Raw genomic sequence first — 19,078 nt, forward strand, 5'->3', positions numbered from 1 at the left:
GTAATAATCCTAATTTTTTATTTAATATTTTCATGATTTAATTTATTAAAATCCAACTTTTAGCGAAAGGGTATACTGACGTGGAATTGGCATCGCTACCCCACCATTATTAAAGAACTCTGGATCTGCTCCATTCAATTTCTTGTCAGAATACAACAATGAAAGATTATTTCCAACCAATGCTAATTGCGCAGAGCTAATTGACAATCTGTCTGTTATGGACTTAGGCAATCTATAAGCGATACTCACATTTTTTAATCTTATAAAATCACCTTTTGCAACTCGCTGATCAGAATAGTTGTATGCGTTATACGGATAAACAGCATTTACGACTGCTCCAGTCGATGAAGTCACGCGGTTGTCGATTGTATATCGGTCTAAAATTGCTGGTATATTCGTATACGCTTCATCACCCGGACGCATCCAACGGTTAACGATGTCTTTAGACATCGAAGTCATATCATTGTATATTGCGTCAACTGTAGGCTGTAACCTCACATAATTACCTGTTGCAAAAGTAAATAAAGCGGATACCGTAAATTGCTTGTAAATAAATTGATTAAAAAATCCACCCGTTAATGTAGGGTCAACCGGTCCGTGGTATTTAAGGTAATCAACATCCGTACTTTGTAGGTAAATATTTGTTTCATTTCGTTGACCTTCAGTTCCGACATAAGTTGGATAACCGTATTCTGAGTTCAACCCATCAAATTCAATAGAATATAAACCTCTTTGGGATCTACCTAGCTGAGCAGCTCCTTCTGCTCGAACGAAATTCCAGATGTTGTCATTTATATCAATTTTGGTAATCTCATTTTTATTGACCCCAAAATTGAATTGAGTTCTCCATGAAAAATTATCTCTCTTTATTGGATTTCCTGCAATTGTCAATTCAAATCCTTTAGATTTCATATCTGCATAATTGGCGTCTTTTTCATATTCACCACCTATACCAGACGTCTTAATCCTTCCAATTAAATCGAAAATATCCCTTTTATAAATATCAACTGTTACATCAATTTTATCATAGAATGCTAAATCAGCACCGATATTGAATTCGTATAATTTTTCCCAAGTTAATTCGCTATTCTGAACATTGTTTGTATAAATTATTGCTTCCTTTTCATCGTCATAAGGTCTTCTCGCGATTTGGCTGTAAAACACCGCTCCCGAGTTATTAGCACTTCCCAAACTACCTACAAGACCATAAGTTGCTCTAATTTTAGCACCAGTAAGAACAGGATTTAAAGCTTCGAAGAAAGCTTCTTGATCCATAAACCAAGCTCCAGAAATGTTCCATGTCGGCAACCATCTAGCAGTTCTAGATCTACCCATTAAATTTGAACCATCATATCTAAACGTTCCATTTAAAAGGTATTTTTCTTTGAATGAGTATGCAGAACGTACCGCAAAAGCCGTAAAACGATCTTTTCCATAGTTCATCCCAAAATATGGGTCTCCAGCTTCGATTGCATTTTTGAAATATTTATAATATGGATTTACAAGACCTCCATTATTATATTGATATCCGACACCGTCATATGCTGAATTTTGACGGTCAGTATACCTAACTTCCATAGATCCAAAAAGATTTAATCTATGATCTACATTGAAAGTTTCATCAAATTCAAGATTGTGTCTGAAATAATAATTTTTAATTCCGTTTGTCGAGGTATTGAAAAATCCACCTTCAGGCAAAATTACTTCTGCTTGTTCATTTGGAAAATCGGGATCATCATAAAGTAAGATATTTCCATCATTGACAGTTGGGTTAGCATTTGCTCTAAAAGCCATCGCCATATTCGAACCGTCTTTTATATAATGCTGTCTTTCCGTTTTAGCATATCTGTATGCAGCATCTGCGGAATAAGTTAAATTTTTAAGGAATTTGTATTTGATTCCTCCTTGAACTTTTATGTCCAATCCCTCTAAGTTTAAATAATTATTGTTGATCTCATTAATTATATTAAACGGCGCATAGTTCATTGTAAAATATTCAAGATCGCCATTCTCATCATAAGGCGTAATCAGTCTACTGGTATTCAATGAATATGAATAAGGATTGATATCGAAATTCCTAGAGTATTTTCCATAAACAGGATCCGATTCTCTGGTCAGAGTCCCTGGAGATCGCTGGTCCCTAATGGATGCATTAGCAAGTAATTCTGCAGAGAATTTATCAGAAAATTTAAAATTATTCCTCATGTTGACAGTATATCTCTTAACATTATCGCCAATAGTTTGACCACTATCATTCATGTAACTTGTAGAGAAATATGTTTGCGCTTTGTCTGATCCTGTAGAAACGCTTAAAGAATGTTCTTGTAATAATGAATTTTTAAACAAAACGTCAAACCAATCTGTGTTTGCATTTGCATAACGTGTCAAAAAGTTAAGACGATCGTTCATTGTATTCTTTAACATGAAAGAATCCGTTGTAGGATTGTACTCATACATTTGATTGTACATTTTAGCAAATACACCACCACTGTTGTTATTTGCCATGCTACTATGATTAAAGTAGCCTTTGTTTTCTTGCTCAAGCAATACAGACATTTGCTCGCCCGAATTCATAATATCGAATTGGTCGTAGCTAGGCTTTAAGTATGTGGTAAAATTACCTGAATAGTTTATTAGCGGCTTACCATCAGTATTTCTACCTTTTTTAGTCGTAACGACAATTACACCATTCATGGCTCTCGCTCCATACATAGCTGTTGCTGCGGCATCCTTTAAAATCGTAAAAGACTCAATATCATCTGGGTTTAAACCGGCAACCGAAGATCCGATCAGTGTATTAGCATCACCCGTTGAAAGCGCCTCGTTTGAAATATTTACCACATCTTCAAGAATAATTCCATCGACAACCCATAATGGCTTGTTTTCTCCAGAAAGAGAAGTAGCTCCACGAACACGAATTTTTGGTGCAGCACCAAACGTTCCCGATACGTTTTGAACTGATACACCGGCCACTTGGCCTTCTAACATCCTAGAAATATCTGGAACTCCATTTCTCTCAGCATCTTTTGCATCCACCCGACTCGTAGCTCCCGTAAACAATTTGCGATCGATATTTTGATATCCAGTTGCTACAACATCTACCGCTTCGATTTCTTGGTCATTAACTTTAAGAACGACGTTGATATTACTTCTCCCATTAACACTAACTTCTTGAGAAAGAAACCCAACATAACGGATAACTAGTGTCGCATCATTGTTTGCCGCTAGTGAAAATTGTCCTCGGTCGTTTGTCGTGGTTGTAGTGTTTAATCCTTTAACGTTTACTGTGGCTCCAACCAAAGGAGAACCGTCGTCACCTCTAACAACTCCGGAAACATTATTTTGGATTTCGACGCTTTTTATTGAGTTAGTCGGAGATTTCTCTGTTAAAGAAATTGTATTAGAAACAATTCTATACTCGATATTTCTCTCCGTAAATACTTTTTTCAATACATCGTCGAGTTGCCCATTTTTAATTTCGATATTAACTGGCTTTGCTTTTTCGACCAATTCGTCATTGTAAAAAAACTTTAAATGTGTTTGTGCTGTAACTTCATTTATGAATCGCGAGAACTCAGCATTTTTCATCGAAAGAGATATGCGCTGTGCACGACTTTCGGCATACACTAGATTCAGTGTAAGAAAAAAAATAAAACAGGTTAGTTTCATAGTCTTAATGCATTGTCGAAACGGCATATCGCTGGTATACATACGCCATCTTTCAAATAATTTTTTATTCATATATTTGATAATTAGGGTTAATTTTTAATAATTTAACTTTAGGTTTTTTTTATACAGGGGTGCGCCAACACTCCTGTTTTCGTTTAAGTCTAAATTTTATCTCATACGCATATAATTTATTTGCTTTTTATTGTTAACTCTTTTCCATTTGTCAGAAATTTAAAGTCGCCCACAAATTCCAACATGCTCAGCACTTCGGATAAGTTCACATTTCTGTTAATAGATCCCGAATATGTTTTTGATTTTGAAACGGATGATGCCAATTTGATATCCAAATCATACCACATCATTAATTGGTTTGCGATTTGTACGATGTTATCATTTTTAAAATAAAACTCGTTATTCTTCCAAGCAACCTCCTTCTGAAGATCGGCTTTGTCAATCACGAAGTTATTATTTCTCCATGCAGCGTAATTACCTGGCGCCAATTTCTCTGTCAGCCCGTGAAATGACACCTGAACACTTCCTTCTACGAGCGTAGTTTTAAAACTGTTGTGATATGATTTTATGTTGAAATGTGTACCGAGCACTTTCACTTCCTTTCCATTTACTTCGACTATAAATGGTTTTGTAGCATCTTTGGCAACTTCAAAATATGCTTCCCCATCTAAGAAAACTCGACGTTCACTCTTACTAAACTTCGTCGGAAATTTCACAGAAGACATCGCATTAATCCAAACGTGAGTTCCATCTGGTAGCTGCATTTTGAAGAAATTTGCTTTAGGGACTTCTAAAATATTGTAGATAATCGCTTCTTCTGATTCTAGCGCTGCATTTTCTACTATATTTTCCCCGTTCTTAGATGTGATTTCACCATTAGAACCCAAAATAATTTCGTCCTCAATCACAAATTCTTTACCATCAGCAAGTGTCAGTCGTGCGCCAATATTTGCCGGAGAAACATCAGCTTTCTTTTTAGTGTTAGCTCCTAAACTATTATTCGAATAAGTATTTTGTTGTTGATTCTGATAGTAGAAAAACGAAAGACCAAATAAGATGAGTATAGATGCTGCTATATTAATCCAAATTATCTTAAACCTATTTTTGCTATCGTTCTTTGATTTAAATTCTTCTAAAGATCGATCGACATCCAGCTTATCAAAAAATTCGATCTCTTCGGTATTTTGTGGATTTGATACCAGCTTTTGAAATAATTCTTTATTTCTAGGATCTTTATTAATCCAATTATGCAAGATGTCTAATTCGACATCTGTACATTCGCCACTTAAATATTTGAAAAGAATGTCAGATAATTGAAAAGGTTCCTTATGCATACCATTAAGAAACCTAAAACCTGATTTGGGGTGACAAAAAAATATTTTTTTTGTCAAAAAAATAAAAAAACGCAGAAAAACACTAATAATTCTGGTTTTATAAGCCTTCTTATCGCTTCAATCCCTCTACGTTTTTGAGTTTTAACGGTATTTACACTAAGTTGCAAGATTTTAGAAATTTCTTCATTGGAATAGCCATCTAAATATCCCATCCGGCAAATTTCTTGGCATGCTGTCGGCAATTTAACCATCGCTTGCGAAACTTTAGAATAGAACTCGGCTTGGATTATACTGTTTTCTATGTCGACATCATCCATTTCGCTGTATTTGGTTTTATGCCAATACGTATCGATGACTTTGTTTTTACGAGATATATTGTATGCAGCAAATTTAACGTTAGTATACAAAAATGATTTTATTGAAATTTCATCCGAGGAAATAGAATCTTTTTTTAAAAGATAAGCCGTGAACGCGTCTTGTGCTAAATCCTCTGCAATTTGAGCATCACCGATCAACTTCCATCCAAAATAACAAAGTCCTTTAAAATATTTTTTAAATAAATTTGAAGCTAACTCATCCATTACTGTCAAATTAATAATTGTATCAAGAAAATGTTGCAAAGAAGCCCTAGCATCATTAACTCAAAGGCAATGTAGAAAATTAAAACGAAAGAATAAGAATATTTATTTACAAAATTTTAATTTATTTAAATCAGAAGTAATAAAAAGATAATCTAAATTATTTTTTTATTTGATTCTAGCATACTATGCTCACATTTCTGTTCTATTACAATCAATATTCTAATTTTTTGAAATAAAAATATTTTTTTCATTAACAAAACAAATAACGCGTTAGTTTGAAGTAATTTATTTATAAAAATCAATCTAAAAAATTAAAAATATTTCTTCTAAAACAACTTTTGTTAAATCTCTAGGGCCGACTTAGCCAGAAAATCACATTTTTTTAGTAGTTTTATGATTTCCAAAAATCTCATTAAGATTACATGCTATTAACTGTTTTATTAGGTTTAATACTATCCATATTTCTTGTTCCGTTTGGAAAGTTTGTAAAATCAAAATGGAGTGTTCTGTTGACGCTTGTTCCTGGGTTGATTTTTGTGTATTATCTTTTTCATATTTCTAGCGTATCTGAGGGATCTGTCTTTTTTCAGCACACGGATTGGATACCGTCTTTGGGAATCAATTTTGACTTTAAGCTTGACGGCCTTTCATTATTATTTGTTTTATTGATATCGGGAGTTGGTACGGCTATATTCTTCTATGCTTTAAGCTACTTAAAAGGACATCCCTTTATTGACAGGTTCTTTGGATACCTCTGTCTATTTATGGCGGCAATGATGGGTGTTGTTCTTTCAGATAATATTCTTCTTTTATTCGTTTTCTGGGAATTGACGAGCATAAGCTCCTTCTTTCTTATCGGTTTCAATAATGACAATCAAGATTCCCGTAAAAGTGCATTGACAGCATTAAGCATTACAGGCATAGGCGGTTTTTTCTTACTCGCTGGGCTAATTTTAATTGGAAATGTAGCAGGAACATTTTCGTTTACTGAACTTATCGATAAGAGAGACGTACTGATTAACCATAACTTATACCCAGCAATTCTAGGGTTCGTCTTTCTCGGAGCATTTACTAAATCTGCACAATTCCCTTTTCATTTTTGGTTGCCTGGGGCAATGAAAGCACCTACGCCAGTTTCGGCTTATTTACATTCCGCTACGATGGTAAAAGCCGGCATTTATTTGCTGGCAAGATTTTTCCCTATTTTGGGAGGAACGGATTTGTGGATGTATACCTTGGTTGGAGTCGGTGGATTCACGATGCTGTATGCGTCTATCCATTCTCTGTTCCGGGTAGATTTAAAAGGGATTTTAGCCTATTCAACAATTTCAGCATTAGGAATTTTGACTTTCCTAATCGGAATGGGAACCAAAGAATCGATTATTGCCGCGAGTGTATTTGTACTGGTGCACGCATTGTATAAGGCTACATTATTTCTTGTGACAGGAATAATCGACCACGAAACTGGAACTCGAGACATTACGGTATTGTCAGGACTCAGAAAAGTTTTGCCCCCCGTTTTTTTAGCATCCGGTTTAGCGGCCCTATCGAGTGCGGGATTACCTTTAACTTTCGGTTTTATTGGTAAAGATTTAATCTATGAAGCGACTTTGCATTTCGAAGAAAATTGGGCGTTAATCTTAACGATACTTGCTGTCGTAACCAATACAGGACTTGTGGTGGCTGGCTTTTTGGCTGGATTAAAACCTTTTACGGGAAAGCTGCCTCAATCTTTTGAGAAAGTCCATTTACCGTATAAATCCATGTGGATCCCTCCATTAATTTTGGCAGTTCTTGGCCTTGTCTTTGGTGTCTTGCCAGGAGTAACAGGTAATTTACTGAACCATCAAGCAGCCAATGCTATTCTTGGACAGGAAACATCCATGCATTTGGCTATTTGGCACGGCAGCGTAAACACTGTTTTAATATTAAGTTTAGCAACTTTGGCTTGTGGAATTTTTATTTATTTATCATTTAAGCCAAGTTATTCCAAACTTCAATTCATCGAAAAATTTGAAAATTTATCCCCGAAACATATTTTTAAGGGGTATGCCGTGGATATTTTCAGATTTTCAACATGGTATACGAATAAACTTCATAACGGCTATTTAAGGTCTTACCATCTAAAAATCATTCTTTTCGCAGAAATTCTATTGGGTTATAAATTGTGGATCAGCGGTCCAGTCTCCATTGATTTTAGTAATTTAAGTACGCTATCGATCTATGAAGTCGGAGTCGTATTGGTATTGATCGGTGCATTATTTATTGTTGTAACAACACCTTCAAGACTGACCTCCGTCGTTTCGATGAGCGTAATCGGTTATTGCATCTGTTTAATTTATGTATTTTACAGTGCACCAGATTTAGCCATGACCCAATTTTCGATTGACACATTAAGTACTGTTTTATTTGTCTTGGTGCTCTACAAACTTCCCGGATTTATTAATTTCACTGGAAAGGCGGTGCTATACAGGGATGGTATAGTTGCTCTAGGATTCGGAGCCATTTTATCCCTAATTGCTTTGAAAGTCAACAACGAACCGGTTGTAAAAGAGATTACTGAATTCTATGGAGAAAACTCTTACTTGCTGGCGAAGGGAAAAAATGTTGTGAATGTAATTTTAGTTGATTTTAGAGGAATAGACACGATGTTTGAGACTGTGGTCTTGAGCATAGCGGCTATTGGAGTTTACAGTTTATTACGATTACGCTTAAAACCTACAGAAAAAGAATAAATGAGAAGTATTATTTTACAAACAGCAACAAAATATCTGTTGCCAATATTATTGCTCTTCTCGGTGTTCCTATTATTGAGAGGACATTACGAACCGGGAGGAGGTTTTGTCGGAGGCTTGGTTGCGTCGATTGCGTTCGTATTGCACAGTTTTGCCTTCGGGACAGAAAACACGATGAAAATCCTTAGAAGAAAACCGATGTCCTTAATTCCAATAGGATTAGGAATTGCAGCTTTATCAGTAATCGCACCAACATTTTTCGGTCTTCCGCCAATGACGGGCTTATGGTTTGAAGAACCCATTCCCGTAATCGGAATGATAGGCTCTTCTCTGTTTTTCGATTTAGGAGTTTACTTAGTTGTGATTGGTGTTGTATTGACCATTTTGTTTACCATCTCATTGACTGAAGATTAATATGGAGTTACTGTTAATATTAGTTTTGGGACTTTTATACGCTGGGGGTATTTATATGATCTTGCGCAGGAGCTTGGTCAAACTTCTCTTAGGAATTATTTTGCTAGGTAACGCGACAAATATTTTAATTTTTGTTTTAGGATCATTAACCAAAGGGAAACCTCCTGTTATTGATGCTGACTTTAAGATTTTTCAGGATGTTTATGCAGATCCCATTCCTCAGGCATTGATTCTGACAGCGATTGTCATCAGTTTTGCCTTGACAGCTTTTGCCATTGTTTTGCTTAAACGTGTTTATGCTTTGGTAAATTCAGACGATTTAGATGATTTAAATACACCGGAGGAAGAAGATATATGATCGATAATCACATTTTAGCTCCAGTATTTATTCATTTATTAACAGCAATTGTACAATTAATTGCTTGGAGAAAGACTGTCACGCAGCGTTTCTTGAGTATAGGCGGAACTTTCCTAGGATTGCTGATTGCGATCCGTCTTTTCACAAAAGTATATAATGAGGGTATTTTAACGATGAATGCATCCAATTGGGATGCGCCATTTGGAATTGTCTTTGTTGCAGATACGTTAAGTACAACCTTGGTCCTACTCACTTCAATTGCAGGTTTTGCAGTTTCCATTTTCTCTGCCACCGGATTGAGCAGACAGCGCATGCGCTATGGATATTTCCCCATTTTCCATTTCTTATTAATGGGTCTGAATGGCGCATTTCTGACAGGAGATATTTTCAATCTTTACGTTTGGTTTGAGGTCATTATTATTTCTTCTTTTGTCTTAATGACTTTGGGAGGTCGCAAAGCCCAGTTAGAGGGTGGTGTAAAATACATGGCCATGAACATTTTGGCATCGACTTTTTTCCTGACAGGAATTGGAATTTTGTATGGGATTACCGGTACTTTGAATATGGCAGACTTGGCTTTAAAAATCCAGCTTGTACAAAATCAGACTTTGGTCGGCATTACGTCTTGTTTTTTCATTATAGGATTTGGTATAAAATCAGCTGTATTTCCATTGTATTTCTGGCTTCCATCTTCCTACCACACGCCTCCATCGGCTGTCGCAGCAACTTTCGGAGGTTTGCTGACAAAAGTTGGTATTTATGCGATGTATCGCGTTTTCAGTTTGATTTTTGTGCCTGACGAATTCACAAAAGACTTACTTATGGGAATGGCCATACTGACAATTCTTACCGGAGCATTTGGAGCGTTGATCAAAACAAATATTCGACGACTATTTTCCTATTTAATAGTCTGCCATATAGGATTTATGATAGGCGGATTGGCAATGTTCAACAAAGCGGCATTGATGGGAGCTGTGTTCTATTTAATTCATGACATTATGGTCAAAACAAACTTGTTCTTGATCGCAGGAGTAATCAGACAACTTGGAGGTACAATGGATATGACTAAATTAGGCGGCATTTATAAAGAATATCCAAAAATATCCCTGCTGATGGCCTTGGTGTTATTTTCATTAGTTGGGATTCCACCGCTATCGGGTTTTTGGCCGAAAATATATTTATTTCAAGCTGCCTTTGAATACAATCAGTATTTTTATGTCGCTGCACTAATTATCGGGAGCTTTTTCACCTTATACGTGATTGCGAAAATGTGGTCGGAGGTTTTTTGGAAAGACCCATCTTCAGATGAAGTGATTGAGGATAAATTTAAACCCTTGCCTCTTTTTAGAAAAATACTTTTAATATTACCAATTTGTATCTTATGCTCGGTCACGTTATTTATTGGCTTAAATGCGGAAGCAGTGATACAAGTTACGGAGCGAATAGTTAATCAAATGTTAGATACTCGACCTTATATCGAGGCAGTATTGGGAAAATAAAAATGTAAGTCAATGATCAGACAGTTTTTAATGAACCTCTTACTATCCTTTATTTGGGTAGCCTTAACGGGTTCCATGTACTACAGTAATTTTGTATTCGGATTTATGCTCGGATTCTTTATCCTATGGATCATGAACCGAAATGAAACCGATCAGCGTTACTTTTATCGAGTTCCCAAAATCATCAGCTTTATCTTTTATTTTCTGCTTGAAATGATCAAAGCGAATTTACAGGTGGCTTATGATGTAATTACGCCAAAATATTTCTTTAAACCCGGTGTGGTGCGCTATCCGCTTAATGCAAAAACAGAATTTGAAATTAACTTACTTTCTACATTTATCTCATTGACTCCAGGGACGTTGATTCTGGATATCAGTGAAGATAATAAGACCATTTATATCCACGTCATGTATTTGAATGATCCGGATGAATTTGTGAGAAACTTAAAAACGGGTGTAGAAAGAAGATTACTAGAAATATTACGATGACATTAGAATCCTATTTTGATTTTTTTATCCTTCCTGTATTGACCATATCGGTGATATTGGTTTTTATACGTTTGTATAAAGGACCAACAGTTGTGGATCGTGTCGTAGCATTAGATTTGATTATTACAATTGGGATTGGAATCATTACCGTTTACAGCATTCGTTCCAATCAAAAGGTGTTTTTAGATGTGGCCATTATCTTAGCGCTCATTGCATTTTTGGGAACAATTGCTTTTGCTTATTACATAGAACAAAGAAAAGATGATTAATATTCTATTAGCCATAATCAGCACCATCGGTGCGCTATCCATATTATTTGCATCAATCGGTATTTTGAGAATGCCAGATTTCTACCTGCGCCTTTCGGTTACGGTAAAAGCTTCTACGCTGGGTGTTGGTTTATTATTAATTTGTGCGTCAATTATGTTCCCCGATGTTTCCGTGACCACGAAAGCCATTGCCATCGTTTTCTTTTTGATTATTACTGCTCCTATCGGCGCTCATATGATTGGACGCGCAGCATACTTTACTGGAACTCCGCTATGGAAAGGCACCATCGTCGATCAATTGGCTGGCATGTACAACAAAGAAACACATGAGTTGGAAAGCGATCCTTCACAAGTCCCCCCTTCGGAGGAACTTAATGAAGAAGAAAATATCGCTCGGACAGAGGATGAGACGGATTAAAACCGTTGATAAACTAAAGATTACTAGTTCAATTTTTTTTTAAATTGGCGTTGTTAAATTTAGTTAAATCAAATGCCTCAAATTTAAATTTCGGTAACTTCGAACTTTTAGCATCAAATTGATTAGCCAAGGTGTTAATTAATTAAAAAATTGTAAAAAGTAACTATATTATAATAATTTTGTACTATTGGTATTTTACTGAAAGCATATAGTTGATTAATCATTTAAATGAAAAAATATATATTCTCAATTCTCCTTCCTTTGTTATTTGTATTTTCAAAAGGATATTCACAAGACAAGCTAATTGACAGAGTTGTAGCGACCGTGGGTTCTAATATAATCTTGCAATCTGATGTTGACATGCAATACGCTCAGGCATTGGCGCAAGGCGCAACAGGCGATGCTGAAAAACACAAATGTTATTTACTGCAACAACTGCTTACTCAAAAGTTGTTAGCGCAACAAGCAGCGATTGACTCCATCGAAGTTTCGGAAGCTGAAGTTGATGACGATTTGAATAGAAGAATGCGCTATATGACGCAACAATTTGGAAGCAAAGAAAGATTAGAGAAATTCTTAAACAGATCTGTTCTACAATATAAAGAAGAGATGCGCCCGAACATTGCGGAGCAATTAAAAGCTCAACGAATGCAACAGACAATTGTCCAAAAGATAAACGTTACACCTCAAGAAGTAAAACGGTATTTTGAAAGCTTAGATAAAGACAGTTTGCCTTATTTCAATACGGAAGTTGAAATTGGCGAAATTGTCATCAACCCTGTTCTGACGAAAGAAGAAAAAGAGCAGTTCCGCACAAAAGCAGAAGGTTATCGCCAACAAGTTTTAGCTGGCTCTGATTTTGGAACTGTTGCCAGACTTTATTCGGAAGATGGATCAGCGCCTTATGGTGGTGATTTAGGTTTTGCAACGCGCGAAAGCTATGTGAAAGAATTTTCTGCGATGGCATTTAAATTAAAGAAAGGTGAAGTCTCTCCCGTATTTGAAACGCAATATGGTTTCCACTTTTTGCAAGTATTAGAACGCCGTGGCGAGGAAGTAAACGTACGCCACGTACTGATTAAAACGAAGCCGACCCCTACAGCCTTAGCAAGAACAAAAGAAAAAATTGACAGCGTATACAATCTAGTGAAAACTGGAAAAATGACATTCAGCACTGCTGCAGCTTTATATTCAGACAACAATGAAACGAAATTTTCTGGAGGTATGGTGATGAACCAACAGTCTGAAAGCCGTTCAACGCTGATCCCTGTTGACGCATTGGATAAAGCATTATTTACGTCGATTGACCCACTGAAACCTGGAGAATATTCGACTCCTCAACAATTTACTGATCCTCGTACTGGCGATGTTGGTTTTCGATTTAATTTCTTAAAAACACGGATCCCTCCTCATGCGGCAAATCTAGACCAAGATTTTGCTAAAGTGCAAGAGGCGGCGCAGATGGACAAAGTGAACAGAAAATTAAGTGAGTGGTTTGAAATGCGTAGGTTGAACACGTACATCCACATTAACGACGATTTTGGAACATGCGATGACTTAAAGATCTGGACTAAAAATTCGGAACTCGCAACAAAATAAGTTCCATTTTAATACCTACAAAAAGAGCCAAGTTTTAAAACTTGGCTCTTTTTGTAGGTATAGCGACTATTATATTCAAAATTTTATTATGAAATATCAATAAGTATCTTCTTTTCAATAAGTGATTAGATTTAAAAAATAGCTCCGTTTTTAAGCTTAGTAATTGCAGCTTAATGAGCCGTCTACAAATGATAAAATAGTTTTCTTATCATTAGCAACGCTACTCTTCAGCGGAGTAACTATGCTGCAAAAGAAATATGGAAATCCAGCCGCTTAAATAGATTGATTAAGATGCTATTATCTTTCGAACATCATCTCCAAAATAACTTTCCATTGATAATCATCTTTTAATTGCCAAATACGGATGTAATTAAACTTTACGGTTTTATCTTTAAAGCCAACAGTTGCTGTTCCATTGGTGTACCCAAACTCGCCACTGTAAGCGCGCCCTACTCCCGTTGGTTCTGTTTCTATAACGATACGCTCCTTTTTCAGAAAATCCAACACCGCCTTCTTTCCTTCCATCTCTTGTTTCCATGGAAAGTAAAAGCGCACGTCGTCAGCCAAAAACTCATTATAACCTGTTTCAGTATTTGCTTTCAGAACGGTAGAGAAAAGTTCATCCGTTTGAGTTATTATCTCTTCGCGCTGTTGTAGTCTGACTTTAGAGCGATGTTTTAAATACCAAGAATCGTCTGGTTCAGAATATACCAAATCAGATTTGACACCAGTGCCATAATTTTCGACCTCTGTTCTTACATGCACTTTCCAATTCCCTTTCCGATCTCTTTTCCAAACTGTCAGGTATTGCCCGTGACGTTTGACGGCACCGACTTTTTGAAATTGAAGAGGACCCGATGTGACGCCCCAGTCTAAGCTTTTTGACACGATCGCAAAATTCGGATCCCAAGTCAATATATCAGGAATGTTGGGTCTATTATCCAAATAATTAACTGCATTTACGGCAGAAGGCACGTAAAATGTGGATTCCTTATCAACAATGGACTTAAAAGCCGCATGAGGATTTTCAGTTTTGGAAATATATGCTGCATTGCGATCTGCTGTAATCAGTCCACCAACTTTATCTGGCAATTGAGCATTCGCGATATGTATAGAAATTGTTAAAAAAAGTATTAATAAAGTTTTATGACAGTTCATTTAGCTATTTTATATGCTCACAATCAAATCTTATTCCAAAGTGTTCCGTCCTTACTATCTTTTAGCTGAATACCAATTCGAGTAAGTTCTTCACGGATACGATCTGAAGTTGTAAAGTCTTTATTTTCCTTCGCTCCGTTGCGCAATTTGATAATTACGTTCATCAAATCTTCAATATCATTAGAGGAAGAAACTTGGTCGTTCTTTAAGCCTAAAACGTCAAAAACGAAATCATTAATCAACGATTTGATTGCATCCAAATCTGCTTTTGAAACAGTCATTTTACCATCGTAAATAGAATTGATGATGCGGACTACTTCAAATAATTCTGCAATCAATATTGGGCTGTTGAAATCATCGTCCATTGCATCTTCAAACTTTTGACGAATGGCCTTGATATTGCCTACGGATGAGCTTTTAGAAACCGTAATTTTATCCAATAACCCTATTGCAGACATTAATCTTTTGTATCCCTTATCCGCAGCATCCAATGCTTCATTCGAAAAATCTAAGGTGCTTCGGTAATGTGCTTGCAACATAAAGAAACGAACAGACATAGGCGAATATCCGCGATTTAGCAATGGATGGTTTCCTGTAAAAAGTTCTTCTGGAAGAAAACCATTTCCTGCTGATTTAGACATGCGTGCTCCATTAACGGTCAGCATATTTGTATGCATCCAATATTTGGCCGGAGTAGTGTGGTTACATGCTTCGGATTGTGCAATTTCGTTTGTATGGTGCGTAGCAGCCAAATCCATCCCGCCTCCATGTATATCGAATTGGTCGCCCAAATATTTTTTGCTCATTGCTGAACACTCGATATGCCATCCTGGAAATCCGACGCTCCACGGCGAAGGCCAGCGCATAATATGTTCTGGTTTTGCTTTTATCCAAAGTGCAAAATCTAAGCGTCCACGTTTTTCGTCCTGTCCGCCTAATTCTCGCGTGTTGTTCAACAAATCTTCTAAATTCCGATTTGTTAAAATCGTATAATTAAATTCCTTGACGTATTTGTCAACATCAAAATATACCGTTCCATTGACTTCATAACCAAATCCATTATCAATGATCTGCTTGATCATTTCAATTTGCTCTGAAATGTGGCCTGTAGCCGTCGGTTCAATACTTGGCGGAATCGTGTTAAACAATCTTAATACATCATGAAAACCAATCGTATATTTCTGAACGATTTCCATTGGCTCCAATTGTTCCAATTTTGCCTTTTTAGCAAATTTATCGTCTCCTTCGTCATTATCTCCCTCCAAATGCCCCGCATCGGTAATGTTGCGGACATAACGAACCTTGTAACCTAAATGCATGAGGTAACGGAAAATCAAATCAAACGAAACGAAAGTCCGGCAATTCCCCAAATGCACATCACTATAAACAGTAGGCCCACAAACATACATTCCGACTAAACTCGGATGAATGGGCACAAACTTTTCTTTTTTACGGGATAACGTATTGTAAACGGTTAAATTATGTTGCATAAAATTAGATGTGCGACTTATTTTTGTCTAAAATATATTTGAATTGGAACTCCTTTAAAATCAAAATTTTCACGCAATTTGTTTTCGATGAAACGTTTGTATGAATCTTTGACATATTGAGGAAGATTACAGAAAAATGCAAACATTGGAGATCTTCCTGGAATCTGAGTGACATATTTAATTTTGATGTATTTACCTTTTGTTGCTGGTGGCGGATTGTTTTCAATAATCGCTAGCATCACATCGTTTAATTTTGAAGTAGGGATTTTTTTGGTTTTATTCTGAAACACTTCCATTGCAACTTCAACGGTTTTGAAAATACGCTGTTTCTCCGTAACAGATGTAAAAAGAATTGGAACATCTACAAAAGGAGCAATTTTCTCCTTAATTTTTGCTTCAAATTCTTTAATGGTTTTATGATCTTTTTCAATCATATCCCATTTATTCACAAGAATAACAATTCCCTTTTTATTTTTTTCTGCTAAATGAAAGATATTGATGTCTTGAGATTCAATTCCATCATTCGCATCAATCATTAGAAGCACAACATCAGAATCTTCAAGCGCCTTAATTGTACGCATTACTGAATAAAATTCGATGTTCTCGCTTACTTTGGCTTTTTTACGCATTCCCGCTGTATCAATCAACAAGAATTCATGGCCAAATTGGTTGTAATGAATGCGGATAGAGTCACGCGTTGTACCTGCAATATCAGTTACAATATTACGCTCATGGCCCAATAATGCATTTGTTAAAGAAGATTTTCCAACATTTGGTCTTCCTACGATTGTGAATTTTGGCAATTCAGTTTCATCCTCTTCTTCTACTTCAAAATGGGAAACAACATCATCCAACAATTCACCAGTACCCGAACCTGTTGCAGACGAAATATTGTAGATTTCTCCTAATCCAAATCCGTAGAATTCTGCCGAATCATTATGCAGTTTGGCATGGTCAACTTTGTTGGCTACTACATAAACAGGCTTTTTGCTTCGGCGCAATAAGTTTGCAATCTCATCATCTAAATCGGTGATGCCCGTGGTCACGTCGACCATAAAAATAATAACTGATGCTTCATCGATAGCGATATGCACCTGTTCACGGATAGCCGCCTCGAATACGTCATCCGATCCGTGTACAAAACCACCCGTATCGATTACTGTGAACCGTTTACCGATCCATTCAGCTTCTCCATAATGGCGATCGCGTGTTACGCCACTAAAATCATCTACAATTGCTTTGCGACTTTCAGTTAAACGATTATATAATGTAGATTTTCCGACGTTTGGTCTCCCAACAATTGCAACTATATTTGCCATAATGTATACCTTTTGCGTTACCTCACGGCAACTTAAATTTAAATTCTTATATAAGGTGACAAAGTTACACAAATGCGGTGGGATTTGTGTATAAATAACAAAAGGAAACTTTTGGTTTCCTTTTGTCGTATTAAGTATTAGTAATTTGCATTTTGGGTAATCGCGCCTTTACTGTTATCGATGACGCTTTGCGGTATCGGCCAAAAGTAATTTTTCGCTGGATCGAACGTTCTGTTCTCAACAGTATTTCTTTCTGTCGAAGTATAGGTCACAGCTCCGGTTGTCTGGTTAACAGTCCCTGATTTAAATGTTCCCTGTACAGGCAATTTCATAACTACCTCCGCGGTTTTCCAACGGACTAAATCAAAAAATCGTCTTCCTTCGCCAGCAAGCTCAACTCTCAGTTCATTTCTAACTAATTTCTGAAGAGGGGCTTTTGAGTTATAAACAGCTTGATCGACATCTGGCAATCCAGCTCTATTTCTTACAAGATTCAAGTTGCTGTAAACTGAATTGTCTATTTTATCTGCTTCAATCTTCGCTTCAGCATTTAACAACAAGATTTCTGCATAACGCTGCACAATGATGTTGCTTCCTACATTCCAAACATTTGCGAAACTTTTCGGGCTTTGAATGTATTTTTTAAAGTTGTAGCCTGTTTTCGATGCATTGTCTTTCCCTTGAGAATAATCATCTGAACTTGGGCTCAATGGATCATGGTATTTATCTGCATACAATTGTCCAGGATAAACAACCGTTTTTGTTAAGCGAGAATCTCTATTCACATATGGATTAGTAGCCAAATATCCAGAAGATGCTTCATCAATAAATTTACCAGCCGCTGTTTGGTATGCATCTACCAAATTTTGCGTGGGAACGATGGATCCCCAACCTCCCAAACTATTTGGTAAAATAACTCCCAGATTTGTGTATCCTTGAATGTTTTCAATGTATTGAACATCGCTTAAAATCTCGGCGTTATTTTCATTTGAGATTTCAAATAATCCAGCATAGTCTGCAAACAGGCTATATTGGCCAAGTCCAATGATTTCGTCAGTGACCCGAATAACATCATCATGCTTATTTTGGTAAGCCAAAGCCCTTGCTTTAAATCCTAATGCCGCACCTTTTGTGAAGCGCCCTTTGTCTGCTGCGCCATAAGTTAATGGCAAATCCGCAGCGGCTTCCGTCAATTCAACAACAACAAAATCTAATATCTCCTGCTGTGTGTTGGATTCCTGAAGAGTTTCATCCAAAGGCAAAACCTTAGTCACCAAAGGAACATTTTTAAATAAAATGGCTAAATCCAAGTAGCGATACGCACGGATAACCCTTGCTTCTGCAATGTATCGTTTCTTAGTGCTTTCATTCATCTCGGCTTTCGTAATGTTTTCTAGAAACCAATTTGCTTTTCTGATGGTCACGTAAGAAAAACGGCCTCCCGCAGCACCTGATGCTGTAGGCGTTGCTGTACCATTTCCTAAAGCTTGATAGCCTTCATGCGCATGGTAATTGAATGCATTATCAGAAACACAATCTAAATAAAAAACGTAATCGCCAGCTTCCCAACCATTGTATACACCTGTCAAAGCTTGTGTAGCTTCTTTTTCGGATGTAAGGAATGAGCCGTTATCGTTGAACTGGTCTTTGTATTGCTGATCTAAAAAATCTTTATCGCAAGATGTAAATAGAGCAGTACTGGATAATAATATAATAGGAATAATGTTTCTCATT

The 19,078-nt window shown here is 36.5% G+C and carries 15 protein-coding genes; 8 read left to right on the plus strand and 7 right to left on the minus strand.

Annotated features, from left to right (window positions below; genetic code table 11):
- Nucleotides 1-45 precede the first annotated feature (45 nt).
- The 3 genes from C4F49_RS07785 to C4F49_RS07795 form a co-directional block, all read right to left on the minus strand.
- Nucleotides 46-3,741 (minus strand): SusC/RagA family TonB-linked outer membrane protein, encoded by a 3,696-nt coding sequence (locus tag C4F49_RS07785; protein ID WP_196935305.1) that lies wholly within the window; start codon nucleotides 3,739-3,741, stop codon nucleotides 46-48.
- A gap of 116 nt (nucleotides 3,742-3,857) precedes the next feature.
- Entirely contained in the window at nucleotides 3,858-5,015 is a 1,158-nt protein-coding gene (locus C4F49_RS07790; protein WP_196935306.1) for a FecR family protein, read from the minus strand.
- Nucleotides 5,016-5,068: 53 nt separating this feature from the next.
- A complete protein-coding gene (locus C4F49_RS07795) occupies nucleotides 5,069-5,596 on the minus strand; it encodes a sigma-70 family RNA polymerase sigma factor (RefSeq protein WP_196935307.1) in 528 nt (175 codons plus the stop codon).
- Nucleotides 5,597-6,018: 422 nt separating this feature from the next.
- Here C4F49_RS07795 and C4F49_RS07800 point away from each other — a divergent pair, with 422 nt between their 5' ends.
- From C4F49_RS07800 to C4F49_RS07835, 8 genes are all read left to right on the plus strand, one after another.
- A complete protein-coding gene (locus C4F49_RS07800; protein ID WP_196935308.1) occupies nucleotides 6,019-8,331 on the plus strand; it encodes a putative monovalent cation/H+ antiporter subunit A in 2,313 nt (770 codons plus the stop codon).
- Nucleotides 8,332-8,745, plus strand: coding sequence for a Na+/H+ antiporter subunit B (locus tag C4F49_RS07805; RefSeq protein WP_196935309.1), 414 nt, complete (start codon nucleotides 8,332-8,334; stop codon nucleotides 8,743-8,745).
- A gap of 1 nt (nucleotide 8,746) precedes the next feature.
- The gene (locus C4F49_RS07810) at nucleotides 8,747-9,103 is read left to right on the plus strand and encodes a Na+/H+ antiporter subunit C (RefSeq protein ID WP_196935310.1); all 357 of its coding nucleotides are present in this window, start codon (nucleotides 8,747-8,749) and stop codon (nucleotides 9,101-9,103) included.
- On the plus strand, nucleotides 9,100-10,602 hold the full coding sequence (locus tag C4F49_RS07815; protein WP_196935311.1) for a proton-conducting transporter transmembrane domain-containing protein: 1,503 nt from the start codon (nucleotides 9,100-9,102) through the stop codon (nucleotides 10,600-10,602). Before C4F49_RS07810 ends, C4F49_RS07815 begins: the two co-directional genes overlap by 4 nt.
- Before the next feature lie 12 nt (nucleotides 10,603-10,614).
- A complete protein-coding gene (locus C4F49_RS07820) occupies nucleotides 10,615-11,091 on the plus strand; it encodes a Na+/H+ antiporter subunit E (RefSeq protein ID WP_196935312.1) in 477 nt (158 codons plus the stop codon).
- Nucleotides 11,088-11,360 (plus strand): cation:proton antiporter, encoded by a 273-nt coding sequence (locus C4F49_RS07825; protein WP_196935313.1) that lies wholly within the window; start codon nucleotides 11,088-11,090, stop codon nucleotides 11,358-11,360. Before C4F49_RS07820 ends, C4F49_RS07825 begins: the two co-directional genes overlap by 4 nt.
- Nucleotides 11,353-11,778 (plus strand): monovalent cation/H(+) antiporter subunit G, encoded by a 426-nt coding sequence (mnhG, locus tag C4F49_RS07830; RefSeq protein ID WP_196935314.1) that lies wholly within the window; start codon nucleotides 11,353-11,355, stop codon nucleotides 11,776-11,778. Before C4F49_RS07825 ends, mnhG begins: the two co-directional genes overlap by 8 nt.
- Nucleotides 11,779-12,006: 228 nt before the next feature.
- Nucleotides 12,007-13,377 carry a peptidylprolyl isomerase gene (locus C4F49_RS07835; protein WP_196935315.1) on the plus strand — a complete coding sequence of 457 codons (1,371 nt, stop codon included), beginning with the start codon at nucleotides 12,007-12,009 and terminating at the stop codon, nucleotides 13,375-13,377.
- A 297-nt stretch (nucleotides 13,378-13,674) separates the two neighbouring features.
- On the opposite strand, the gene C4F49_RS07840 is transcribed toward C4F49_RS07835, so the two are convergent.
- From C4F49_RS07840 to C4F49_RS07855, 4 genes are all read right to left on the minus strand, one after another.
- Nucleotides 13,675-14,535, minus strand: a complete 861-nt coding sequence (locus tag C4F49_RS07840; RefSeq protein WP_196935316.1) for a nuclear transport factor 2 family protein — start codon at nucleotides 14,533-14,535, stop codon at nucleotides 13,675-13,677.
- 23 nt (nucleotides 14,536-14,558) lie between these two features.
- The gene (gene cysS, locus C4F49_RS07845) at nucleotides 14,559-16,025 is read right to left on the minus strand and encodes a cysteine--tRNA ligase (protein WP_196935317.1); all 1,467 of its coding nucleotides are present in this window, start codon (nucleotides 16,023-16,025) and stop codon (nucleotides 14,559-14,561) included.
- 17 nt (nucleotides 16,026-16,042) lie between these two features.
- On the minus strand, nucleotides 16,043-17,344 hold the full coding sequence (gene der / locus C4F49_RS07850; protein ID WP_196935318.1) for a ribosome biogenesis GTPase Der: 1,302 nt from the start codon (nucleotides 17,342-17,344) through the stop codon (nucleotides 16,043-16,045).
- Nucleotides 17,345-17,481: 137 nt separating this feature from the next.
- Nucleotides 17,482-19,077, minus strand: coding sequence for a RagB/SusD family nutrient uptake outer membrane protein (locus tag C4F49_RS07855; RefSeq protein ID WP_196935319.1), 1,596 nt, complete (start codon nucleotides 19,075-19,077; stop codon nucleotides 17,482-17,484).
- Nucleotide 19,078 lies beyond the last annotated feature (1 nt).

The organism is Sphingobacterium hungaricum (assembly GCF_015210005.1).
Classification (GTDB): domain Bacteria; phylum Bacteroidota; class Bacteroidia; order Sphingobacteriales; family Sphingobacteriaceae; genus Sphingobacterium; species Sphingobacterium hungaricum.

Bases quoted from the DNA above. Each gene is read 5' to 3' on its own strand.
- C4F49_RS07785 (WP_196935305.1), bottom strand. From the start codon at position 3,741: ATGAATAAAAAATTATTTGAAAGATGGCGTATGTATACCAGCGATATG.
- C4F49_RS07790 (WP_196935306.1), bottom strand. From the start codon at position 5,015: ATGCATAAGGAACCTTTTCAATTATCTGACATTCTTTTCAAATATTTA.
- C4F49_RS07795 (WP_196935307.1), bottom strand. From the start codon at position 5,596: ATGGATGAGTTAGCTTCAAATTTATTTAAAAAATATTTTAAAGGACTT.
- C4F49_RS07800 (WP_196935308.1), top strand. From the start codon at position 6,019: ATGCTATTAACTGTTTTATTAGGTTTAATACTATCCATATTTCTTGTT.
- C4F49_RS07805 (WP_196935309.1), top strand. From the start codon at position 8,332: ATGAGAAGTATTATTTTACAAACAGCAACAAAATATCTGTTGCCAATA.
- C4F49_RS07810 (WP_196935310.1), top strand. From the start codon at position 8,747: ATGGAGTTACTGTTAATATTAGTTTTGGGACTTTTATACGCTGGGGGT.
- C4F49_RS07815 (WP_196935311.1), top strand. From the start codon at position 9,100: ATGATCGATAATCACATTTTAGCTCCAGTATTTATTCATTTATTAACA.
- C4F49_RS07820 (WP_196935312.1), top strand. From the start codon at position 10,615: ATGATCAGACAGTTTTTAATGAACCTCTTACTATCCTTTATTTGGGTA.
- C4F49_RS07825 (WP_196935313.1), top strand. From the start codon at position 11,088: ATGACATTAGAATCCTATTTTGATTTTTTTATCCTTCCTGTATTGACC.
- mnhG (WP_196935314.1), top strand. From the start codon at position 11,353: ATGATTAATATTCTATTAGCCATAATCAGCACCATCGGTGCGCTATCC.
- C4F49_RS07835 (WP_196935315.1), top strand. From the start codon at position 12,007: ATGAAAAAATATATATTCTCAATTCTCCTTCCTTTGTTATTTGTATTT.
- C4F49_RS07840 (WP_196935316.1), bottom strand. From the start codon at position 14,535: ATGAACTGTCATAAAACTTTATTAATACTTTTTTTAACAATTTCTATA.
- cysS (WP_196935317.1), bottom strand. From the start codon at position 16,025: ATGCAACATAATTTAACCGTTTACAATACGTTATCCCGTAAAAAAGAA.
- der (WP_196935318.1), bottom strand. From the start codon at position 17,344: ATGGCAAATATAGTTGCAATTGTTGGGAGACCAAACGTCGGAAAATCT.
- C4F49_RS07855 (WP_196935319.1), bottom strand. From the start codon at position 19,077: ATGAGAAACATTATTCCTATTATATTATTATCCAGTACTGCTCTATTT.